Origin of the sequence: Helicobacter pametensis ATCC 51478, assembly GCF_000518225.1 — a bacterium.
Lineage (GTDB): Bacteria > Campylobacterota > Campylobacteria > Campylobacterales > Helicobacteraceae > Helicobacter_G > Helicobacter_G pametensis.
On the sequence record NZ_JADE01000001.1, the window covers coordinates 1 to 11,003 of the forward strand.

Sequence of the window (11,003 nt, forward strand, 5' to 3'; positions counted from 1 at the left end):
CCCGAAACCAAATGCGGTCTATGCCGTATAGAAAAAGCATAAGGAGGAGTAAATGAGTGCATTAACTTCTGGAGGTTCAACCCTCCAAAGTCATTCAAGGATCAAATTCTATTGTGATGAGGATCGATGCATTGATTGTCATGGATGTGATGTGGCTTGTAAAGAAGCTCATCATCTTCCTGTAGGAATCAATCGCAGAAGAGTTGTCACACTCAATGATGGGATTGAGGGCAAAGAGAAAAGTATCTCTATTGCCTGTATGCATTGCTCTGATGCTCCTTGTGCCAAAGTCTGTCCAGTGGATTGCTTCTACATTAGAGAAGATGGGATTGTCTTGCATGACAAAAAGACTTGCATTGGATGTGGTTATTGTCTCTATGCCTGTCCTTTTGGAGCACCACAATTCCCTAAATCTGATGTCTTTGGTTCTCGTGGAACGATGGATAAATGTACATTCTGTGCAGGAGGTCCTGAAGAGACACATTCTGAAGAAGAATACAAACTCTATGGACAAAACAGAATCGCTGAAGGAAAAGTTCCGATGTGTGCTGCAATGTGTTCAACAAAAGCACTTTTGGCTGGAAGCAGTGAAGAGGTGAGTGAAATCATCCGTCATCGTGCTATTGCTAGAGGAAGTGGAACTCCAAAGATTCCTTATACTTGGTCCAAGGCTTATGGCGATTAAGGAGAAGAGATGAGAGTATTGTTGTGTGTATGCTTCTTGCTCTTTGCCTTTGGTGTGAGTAAAGAAGTCAAAGAACCCATTGATTTCTCTCCCAACACTCATATCTATGGAGTGAAACAAATTGAGCAAATCAAAAATTGGGGAGTTGATTCCCCAACAGCTGGAGTAGTCAGTGGAAGTGTGAGAGAGATGCAAGGATTGACTATAGGGGTTTTGGGAAATGGAGAACCCATCAAAGGGATTGAGGGTGTCACTGGATTAGGTGAGCTCTTCACCCTTTTACAAAACAAATTCTTTGCTCCCATTTTCTTGGCAATCATTATTCTTGTGCCCTTAGCTTTTGCAACACATCTAATGATTTTCAAATCCAAGAGCTTCTCTCATGGAGTGAAATACAAAATCTTCTCCAATTACAACATCGCAATCCATTGGCTTGCTGCTGTGCCTTTTATTGTGATTTGTATCACTGGACTGATTATGGTGTTTGGAGCAAAGCTTGGTGGAGGGACATTTGTCAGACTGGCTAGAGATTTACATGGGATTGCAACCATTGGATTTACCATCTTTGGTCCTTTGATGTTTTTGATGTGGGTGAAGGCAAGCTTGCCTAAAGCTTATGATCTCAAATGGCTTTTGATGCTAGGAGGCTATCTCACAAAAGGCAAAAGCATCTCCACTCCCATTCCTTCTGGACAATTTAATGCTGGGATGAAGATGTGGTTTTGGACTTGCACTGTGGGAGGATTTATCATGATTGCTACAGGTGCACTTCTTTACTTTCAGCTTGCTCCCATCAATGCTCTAAGACTTAGTGCCATTATTCACAATGTCTTAGGATTTGCCATCATTGCTTTACTCATCACTCATATCTATATGTCTGTGTTTGCAATTGAGGGAGCATTGGGAGCGATGATTGATGGAAATATGGGGGAGGAAGAGCTAGCGATCTTGCATTCTTACTATTACAAAGAATTACAAGAGAAGGGGAAATTGGAGGGGATGAGGGTAGGCTAACTCATCCTTTTTTGACCCTGACTTGCTCCAGAGATCGACTTGGACTCCCAAGTCGATCCAAATCTCTCTATCTTTGCAAAATCCCACACATAAAATTTTGAGCCACAAACGCCAGTGAAATTGTGATGTGAGAGACAAGATTCGATGAAGAAAAGTGCTAAAGTGTGGTAAAATTTTATGTTTATCGAAACTTTGGCTAGATTGAGTATAATGCCTCTTGTTTTTGAAAAATCGAGCTATTAAATTAGCTCAAGAAAGGCTCTTAGAAGCTCTGCTAAAGCGACTAAGAGCTTTATGATGTGAATAAATAGATCCATATCACCACCTCCTTTCACAAGGAAGCGTCCTTCTTCAACACTCGCTTAAATTATCTCATATTTCTTGGTGATCTGTAAAGAACTTATACTGATCTACCCCACTAGTGTGAACCGATACGCAAAAGATTGGCTCCACAGGCGATAACAAGCTCAAAATCCCCACTCATTCCCATAGAGAGTATTTTAACATTTGGGAAAAAGTATTGTTTGAGTATCATTGATGGTTTTGGTTAGCAAGACTTGGATGTGAGAAACTTGTATGGGAACCTGAGATGTGATGTCGTGTGGATGATATAGATGGCTTAAGTGGTGTGAAAGTCTTTCATACAAGGAGAGGCAGGAGAAATTCTCCACTCAACCTAGCTTCCATTCTTGGACTCTTCTTCCTTGTATAATTGTAAGAGTGTCAAAGCATTTATTAAACTTTGGCTAGATTGAGTATAATGCCTCTTGTTTTTGAAAAATCGAGCTATTAAATTAGCTCAAGAATAGCTCTTAGAAGCTCTGCTAAAGCAACTAAGAGCCTTATGATGTGGATAATCAAATCCATATCACCACCTCCTTTCACAAGGAAGCGTCCTTCTTCAACACTCGCTTAAAATTATCCCATTTTTTGTGTTTCTTTGTAATCAATTTATATATTTTCTAAGTGATATTGAGAAAATTATAAAAGTGCCTGACAAATTTTAGAGCTTGAATCATCTCTTTTTGGAGAAATATGAGCGTTTTTGGTGCATCTGTCATATCATCTCTCATTTCGATTATTTCACTCCAAGTGACAAGGGTTATTGTCAAATATTCATAGGGTTATTACTAAATTAAAAGAATGATAAATGCTTCATTATTTTCCAGCATTTTCCTAGCATATCAGCAAGAGCGCCAAAGGTGGCGAACTTTTGCATCTTTAGAGAAGTTTTGAGCTAGAATACTGCCTTTGAAATCCACACTAGGCAAGCTTGACTTTATGACAAATCTATCCAATATCATCCAAGTCACCAACCTTCACAAAAACAACGAGCTCCAGCTCCTCTGCTTCTACCTCCAAGAGCAAGGAGATCTCTATGGGATCAATGTCTTCAAAGTCAAAGAAATCATCAAATACAAAGGAACCATCACAAAAATCTCCTATGAAAATAGCTCACTTGTCGAAGGACTGATCTCTATCCGCGGTGTCGATCTTCCCCTCCTTGATATGAGAAAATGGTTTCACTACAGCCCCGATGAACCTACCCGCGATCTCACACCCTTTGGAGTCCAATCCAAAAGCGATGAGACCATCATTATGGTGTGCGAGTTTTCCAAATGGATCGTAGGGATCAAGATCTTCCAAGCCCATCGAATCTTGAGCAAGAAATGGGAGGAGATCGAGCAAGAGATCAACTTCAGCACCGATCTCAAACACAGCAAATTCATCAGCAAAACACATTATTTTGATGGACGCCTTGTGCAGATCGTCGATGTAGAAAAAATGCTCATCGACATCTTCCCATGGATCCAAACAGAGCAGTATCAAGAGCTCTCCACCCTCTCACCCATCCATCACCCCAAAACCATCCTTTATGCCGATGACAGCCCAATCGTTCTCAAAACCATCCAAACCATCCTCGATCGATTGCAGCTCAAGCACTATGCCTTCTACAATGGCAAAGCACTCCTAGACTTCATCCACAGCAGACACATCCCCACATCCGAGATCGCCCTCATCATCACAGATCTTGAGATGCCAGAGATCAGCGGATTTGAAGTCATCAAACAGATCAAAGAAGATCCACAAACCGCCCACATCCCCGTGATCATTAACTCATCTATGAGCGGAAATAGCAACAAAGACATGGCACTCTCTCTCAATGCCGATGGCTTCATCTCAAAATCCAATCCCAAACAAATCGAAAACATCATCAGACACTTTTTGGAGGAACTATGACAAAACCACTTTTGACTCTCACACTATGCCTACTCCCCCTTTTGGCTCAAGAATCCACTAGCGATCACTCTGCCCAAAGCACCCAAAATGCTCAAGAGACTCAAAACGCTCAAGACACTCAAAGCAGTGCAAACGATACGCAACATCAAGCAGAAAACCACCTAAATCAAGGAGAGATGACTCACGCTCAAGCCCTCTGGGGGAGGAAATTTCAAGCAGGGCTTGGCTATACCTATTTCAACACAGGTCACCATGGATTACAGCTAAGCTATGGGATGTGGGATCTCAACAAAATGGGGATTCAAGCCGAGATCTTTTTCCCACTCACCTATGCCAAAGAGAGCAAAATCTATCTTGTGACTTTTTATTGGATCGCTTGGGATTGGGCTCCCATCGATGAGCTAAGCATCATTCCCAAGATCGGCTATGGTCCCAAAATCTATGACAAACGCAACCATGGTCAATACCTCTCTTGGGAACCCACAATGAGCCTTGATCTCTCCTACAATATCAACTCTTTCACCAAGCTCTATGCCTCCTACACTTGGGCGATGTTCAAAGATGAGCGTTCAGAGATCAACCACCTCCATGGTGTGAGTGCAGGAGTGAGAATTGCATACTGACTTCCTTGATCTCATCCCCTCCCCCTGTTATGTCCTAGAAGAAGCAAAGCTTGAGCACAACCTCAAGATCTTAGATCAAGTCCAAAAGCAAGCCAGAGTCAAAATCCTAGTCGCACTCAAAGGTTTTGCATTTTGGAGGAGCTTTGATCTAGTGGGGCGATACCTCCATGGAAGCACAGCCAGTGGCATCTATGAAGCAAGACTTGGCTATGAGACCCTAGGAGGAAGAGAAGCGGGCAAAGAAGTCTGTGTCTTCTCTCCCGCCTACAAACGCCAAGAGATCCTAGACCTTCTCCCCATCGCCACACACCTGATCTTCAACTCTTTCACCCAATGGCAGACATTCAAACCCCTCATCGATTCTCACAATGCCCAAAACCCCTCCCAAGAGATCCAAGTAGGACTAAGACTCAACCCCCTCTATAGTGAAGTCACTCCAGAGATCTACAACCCCTGTGCCCCCAGATCCCGCCTTGGCATCACCCCAAGCGAGTTTCAAAAAGGAGTGCAAGAGTATGGACTAGAGGGGATCAGTGGCTTGCATTTTCACACCCACTGTGAGCAAAATAGCGATGCCCTCCAGCGCACCCTCCCTCATATCCTCAAGCATTTCTCCCCCTATCTCTCACAGATGCAGTGGCTCAATCTTGGTGGAGGACACCATATCACACGCCATGATTATGATCTCCCCCTCCTCATCTCCCTCCTCCAAGATCTCAGATCCCACTTCCCAAACCTCCAAGAGATTTTCTTAGAGCCAGGGGAAGCAGTAGGATGGCAGTGTGGATTTTTGCTTGCAGAAGTGATAGACATCATAGAAAACCAAGGCAAGGTCGCGATCTTGGATGTCTCAGCCGCAGCACATATGCCTGATTGCCTTGAGATGCCCTATCGTCCAAGTGCGATGAAACTCTCTCACAAAACCCTAGAGCCAGACAAAGGAGAGCATCAAGCACCCTTCCACTACCGCCTAGGAGGTCCCACCTGTCTCTCTGGAGATGTGATCGGTGACTATAGTTTTGATACCCCTCTTGAGATCGGAGACAAGATCCTCTTTGAAGATATGATCCACTACACCATCGTCAAAAACAACACATTCAATGGTGTCCCCCTCCCCTCACTTGGCATCATCAACTCCGATGGAGACTTCAACCTCCTCAAAACCTTCGACTACTACCACTACAAGGAACGCAATGGCTAAACTACACTTTGACAACCTCTTGATGCTCGCACCCCTAGCAGGATTCACAGACCTCCCTTTCCGCAGCGTGGTCAAAAAATTTGGCGTCGATCTCACAGTAAGTGAGATGATCAGCTCCCATGCCCTCGCCTATCAGAGCCAAAAAACGCTCAAAATGGTAGAGAAATCCCCCCTAGAAGATCCCTACAGCGTCCAAATCTCAGGCTCCAAAGAAGAGATCTTGCTCAAAGCAGTGCAAAAACTCAACGAAATCGATGGGATCGATGTGATCGACTTCAACTGCGGCTGCCCCGCTCCCAAAGTCGCCAACCACGGCAATGGAAGCGGACTCCTCAAAGATCTCAAATCCCTTGTGCGCTGTGTCCAACTCATCAAAGCCACCAGCAACAAACCCTACACAAGCATCAAAGTCCGTCTAGGCTTTGACACCAAGATCCCAGAAGACATCGCCCATGCCATCAATGACAGTGGAGCAGACTTCTGTGTGGTGCATGGACGCACCAGAAGCGATGGCTACAAAAAAGAGAGGATCGACTATGCCAGCATCGCTCTGATGAAAAGCATCGTGCGCTGCCCACTGATTGCCAATGGAGAGATTGATTCACCCAAGAAAGCTCAAGAAGTGCTAGATCTCACAGGAGCCAATGGTGTGATGATCGGAAGAGCAGCACTGCAAAAGCCTTGGATCTTTTGGCAGATCAAGCACAACACTCAAGAACTCCCCCCCATGCTCAAAAAAGAGCTAGTGCTAGAACACTTCGATCTCATGATGGAGACCTATGGAGAATATGGCTGCGTGATGTTTCGCAAAAACCTCCATGCCTATGCCAAAGGCGAGAAAGATGCTGGCAAATACCGCGACCTCGTCAACTCTCTCAAAGATCCCAAAGAGATGCGAGAGAGCATCGAGGAGTTTTTCTCTTCCTCTCATCTCTCAGAGATCCCTCAGATCATCCGCCTCAATCAAAAAACTATTTGATCCTATTTAGTATTTGATCCAAATTCTAGTTTGTAAATAAAAATTCTCTATCTTTCTTATATAATTCCGCCGCTTTTTATGGACCTATCCTAATACAAGCAAATATATCAAACTAGACAAGGAAATAAATATGAAACATCCTAAGCTTCCAAATCATATAGGGGGGGGGGGGAATAAATCATTCTAAGACTTCGGGTCTTTTTAGACCACTGATTGCTAGTTCTCTAGCACTGACACTTTCTAGCTCTTTTGTGATGGCTGCAGATTGTACGCCGACCGATAGAAATAGTAATCGACCCATTTTCTGTGTGGATGGAGTGGATAAGAGTGAGGAGGCTTACTGGTATAGTGGCAAACCACAACCAGTAAAACCATCAGATTCATCAACAGCGCAAGGAAAGGGGCACATAGAGTGGGTTCTCGTCGGAGAATCTGGTGCTATGACGAATTCTGAAAATCAGCATTACTACACCCCTCAAGTAACTGGAATTCCGATCAATTTTAATATCCAGTTTAGAAACTCTGGAGAAACATACTTCAATGGTGGTGGAACGATTTTCACTGGTGGAGACAAGGTGGAAGTGAAAATCACTGATGGCAAGGGTTTGAGATTGATGGGTCAATATAGTGGCAATGATCACATCTCAAACACTATGCGAGTAAACTATGACTATGGGGCAGACAAAACATTCATCCTAGACATTGGTGCTCCAACAGGAGGAGGTCCCTCTCTCATCGGAAATCTTGAGATCAGAAGTCAATCAAACAATCGTGGCCTTTCTTCTGCCTTCACAGCCACTTTGGGCAATGGTATGAGAGGTAGTATCTATCTGCTTGATGCCGCAGGGAACAACACAGTCAAGATCACAAAGGGTAATCTCGAAGGAGATATCACAACAGTAGGTCATGTAAGCTTATATAATGTGACCAGTAAAATCACTATCGACTTCACTGGCAATACAGAGGGCAAGATCATCGGAAATATCTTCAACCCTTTTCAAAATACTAAACGACCTGGAAAACCAGGAGACAACAACAGCAGGCACAACCTAGAAGTCACCATCAAAGGGGGAGGACTAGAGGGAGATATCTATGCCAAAAATGCTTATGACACATCTTCTGGTCAGGATAAAAAATCTATTGGGGATCTCTCTGTCATCTTTGATAGTGGTGCCACGATGTATGGAAACATCATAAGTGGAACTACAGACAAGGACACATCACCCACAGGACAAGACAATCAAAAAAAGATCGTAACCTTCAAAAGTAGTGGAAAATCAGCTAGTGATATTGTGATGACTGGAGACATTGTCTCCTATGGGACAGGACAAAACATTAACAACAATAATCAGACTGGTAAAAATGCTGGAAACCATGTTACATTTGAGCAAGGTTCGATGAGAGGAAGTATTCTTGCCAACAAAAAGAATGGATCCAATGCAGCGGGCTACAACAAGATCACTTTCCAACAAGATGGGGCGATGATCACCTCCTCATGGGGTTTTCCCAAAAAGATCGATTTGATCTTTGCTACAGGTGGTGGTGCTAATGATATTCGCTTTACAAATAGTGGGATCATAGATATCGCTGTCAAAGCAGAGTCTGGAGGCTACAATGTCTTCAATCTTGGAGCCTCTGGCAAATCCCTAGATCTCCGCCACACCTTCAATGCTGTAGGAGGTAGTAGTAGTTTCGGACGCAATATCATCTATCTTGGTGGCATTAGCGATGCCACATCAAGCACTCAGACCAATAATGGCGGAACCTACACTCTCAAAAATACCAAAGGTGGAACCATCACTTTCACTGGGACCAATGGAACTGGCAATCAAGCTGGACAAAATCTCATCAACTTTACAAAAGATAATTCAACACTTCACATCGGAGAGGGAGGCAATGGCACACTTCTCACCACTGGAGGACACACCATCATCAATGATGGCTACACTGCAAATGGTGCAGGCTCGCAAAATAGCGTTAGAATCGAGACCAAAACTGGAATCACAGTCGTTGCTCACACCATCAAAGCTGCCGGTAAGAATGGTGACAATAATAACGGAGCTCAAAACAAACTAGAACTCCAACACGGAAAGTTTAATAAGGTTATCGCAACTGGAACCAATGATCAAAACACCTTGATCTTCACCGCTGATAAGGCTAGCGTTACTGCTGGCAGAAACAATGGAGCTAGCAATGGCACTCTCAGTGCTCAATCTGGAAGCACGATCACTTTTAGTTCAGCAGGCAATGGTAGCAGTAATAGCAGCAAAAATGTCATCACATTCCAAGGTAAAACTAACAACACAACCCTAGCATCAGCAACTCTCACCATTGGATCTGATAATGCCTACCATACCCTCCACACAACAGGTGGGATCACAGAGATTAATTTCCAAACAAATGGAAGCAGTAGTGGAAATACAATTGCAAATGGCACGCTCAAAGGAAATATCCTCAGCACCACAGGTGGGCAAACTGCGATCACTTTCAGTGGAAATGGCACCATCCAAGGTAGTATCAAATCTCAAAATGGTGGGAAAAATACCATCAATCTCAATGGAACTAACAACAAATCCCTAGATCTCCAAGCAACCCTAGATGCCACATCCACAGGGACAAACACTATCAAGCTTGGTAATAACACTAATGGCAACGGAACCTACACCATCAAAAATAGTGGAAATGGTAGCAATGGAATGGTCACCTTCACAGGAAGCAGAAGCCCAAATGGAGATGGACCTTATAAACCTGGACAAAATATCATTGAGTTCACTAAAGAAAATCAAACTTTGATCATTGGCAATGGAGGCAGTGGAGCAAGCGGAAATGGTGGCATCCTCACCACAGGTGGAGAAACTCTCATCAATATGAGCAAAGGTAGCACCATCCAACTTGCCACTCTTGAAGCCACTGGGACCAATGGTCAGCAATATGCTGAAAACATCATCAGCCTCAATGGAACTCCAACTGCTAGAAATGGTGAAACCTACACCATCAAAAATGGAGACACTAATGGAACAGTCACATTTAAGGGAAACAACCATGGCTTCAACACCATCAAATTCACTAAAGAGGGTCAAACTCTAAAGATTGGAGATGGTAACGGAACGGCTAAAATCAGCACAGAAAGTGGAAACACAGTCTTTGAACTCTCTAAAACTTCCACTATCCAAGGAACTATCGAGACTATAGACAAAGGCTCGACAAGATTTGATTTTGCTAATCCAAATGAAGCTCAAGCTCCAGCAAGAGCAGAGGAAAATAGCACTTCCAAACTCAATCTCCAAGGCACGATCACTGCAAAAGATGGAGGTGAAAATATCTTTGATTTCACTAAAAAGGGAAGTTATGAGATTGCTAAAAATGGAAATAATGGCACGGGAGCCAAGATCACAGCAGAAGGAACAGGCAAAAATATCTTCTCTATTCGAGATGGAGGTGAGACTACTCTGAAGTTTGATCAAGTCACACTTGATGGATCTGGCACACATCATTTCTCTTTTGATCACAGTGAAGCCAAACTCACGCTAGATGGAACAAATGTAGGCGGAGTCCATGGTGGTGGAGTCCCTGGTGGCTTCTATATTGCCGCCACAGAAGTATCTGGAGAAACTCTAAAAACAGCCACAAACACAGGAGCAAACATCTCCTTTGACTTTACTTCTGGTGGAACACTCAATAACTCTGTCAAGACAGAGAATGGAAGTGTTAGTAGCAGTGCTAGCAGATCAAACACTCCAACCACAACTTTCACAGTAGGTGCAGGAAAAACTGGGACAGTGAATGGCAGCATCACCACTACGGGTGGAACGACAAATATTGATTTTAGCTTCAATAATTCCACACTCAAAGTGGGCAATGGAACTAGCGGAACTGAAACTAACTCTAAGATCAACACCACAGGTGGAACCACAAACATCAATATCAAATCAAGTGATATCAACTCCACTCTTGAAGTAAAAACGATTACTGCAGGTGCTGGTTCTGCTGGATTGCAAAGAAATAATGGAACTACCACCATCACCTTTGCTAGCAATGTCTCTGGCTCTACACTTAATCTCAAGGGAGATAAATTTGTCATCACTACGATTGATAAAGGCAATGGTGGATCCAATGTCATCAATCTCACAGATTCCACTCGAGGTGTATTTAACTCAGACAAAGGTAGAAAAGATTTCCGTGTCCTAGAAGTAGGAGGTGGAGTCACAGGAAATGGTGAGACCACAGTCCTCCTCTATGCCAATCCTCATGCAACTCAAG

At 43.6% G+C, this 11,003-nt stretch carries 7 protein-coding genes and 1 pseudogene; 7 read left to right on the forward strand and 1 reads right to left on the reverse strand.

Annotated elements, in window-relative coordinates:
• Window positions 1-52: 52 nt before the first annotated feature.
• Window positions 53-685, forward strand: coding sequence for a formate dehydrogenase FDH3 subunit beta (fdh3B, locus tag T391_RS0100005; protein WP_027326613.1), 633 nt, complete (start codon window positions 53-55; stop codon window positions 683-685).
• Between the two features lie 9 nt (window positions 686-694).
• Window positions 695-1,699, forward strand: coding sequence for a formate dehydrogenase subunit gamma (locus T391_RS0100010; protein ID WP_027326614.1), 1,005 nt, complete (start codon window positions 695-697; stop codon window positions 1,697-1,699).
• Window positions 1,700-2,117: 418 nt separating this feature from the next.
• On the opposite strand, the pseudogene T391_RS08555 reads toward T391_RS0100010, so the two are convergent.
• Window positions 2,118-2,207 (reverse strand): annotated as a pseudogene (locus T391_RS08555) (YggS family pyridoxal phosphate-dependent enzyme); the annotation flags it as partial.
• 773 nt (window positions 2,208-2,980) lie between these two features.
• Here T391_RS08555 and T391_RS0100030 point away from each other — a divergent pair.
• The 5 genes from T391_RS0100030 to T391_RS07430 all read left to right on the forward strand — a co-directional run.
• A complete protein-coding gene (locus tag T391_RS0100030) occupies window positions 2,981-3,940 on the forward strand; it encodes a chemotaxis protein (RefSeq protein WP_027326615.1) in 960 nt (319 codons plus the stop codon).
• Entirely contained in the window at window positions 3,937-4,563 is a 627-nt protein-coding gene (locus T391_RS0100035; protein ID WP_027326616.1) for a hypothetical protein, read from the forward strand. The genes T391_RS0100030 and T391_RS0100035 overlap by 4 nt, the downstream gene beginning before the upstream one ends.
• Window positions 4,553-5,764: a carboxynorspermidine decarboxylase gene (gene nspC, locus T391_RS0100040; protein WP_027326617.1), complete on the forward strand. Its 1,212-nt coding sequence runs from the start codon at window positions 4,553-4,555 to the stop codon at window positions 5,762-5,764. Before T391_RS0100035 ends, nspC begins: the two co-directional genes overlap by 11 nt.
• Window positions 5,757-6,743, forward strand: a complete 987-nt coding sequence (locus T391_RS0100045) for a tRNA dihydrouridine synthase (protein ID WP_027326618.1) — start codon at window positions 5,757-5,759, stop codon at window positions 6,741-6,743. Before nspC ends, T391_RS0100045 begins: the two co-directional genes overlap by 8 nt.
• A 254-nt stretch (window positions 6,744-6,997) precedes the next feature.
• A partial coding sequence (locus T391_RS07430; protein WP_156923040.1) for a beta strand repeat-containing protein occupies window positions 6,998-11,003 on the forward strand: 4,006 nt, incomplete at its 3' end.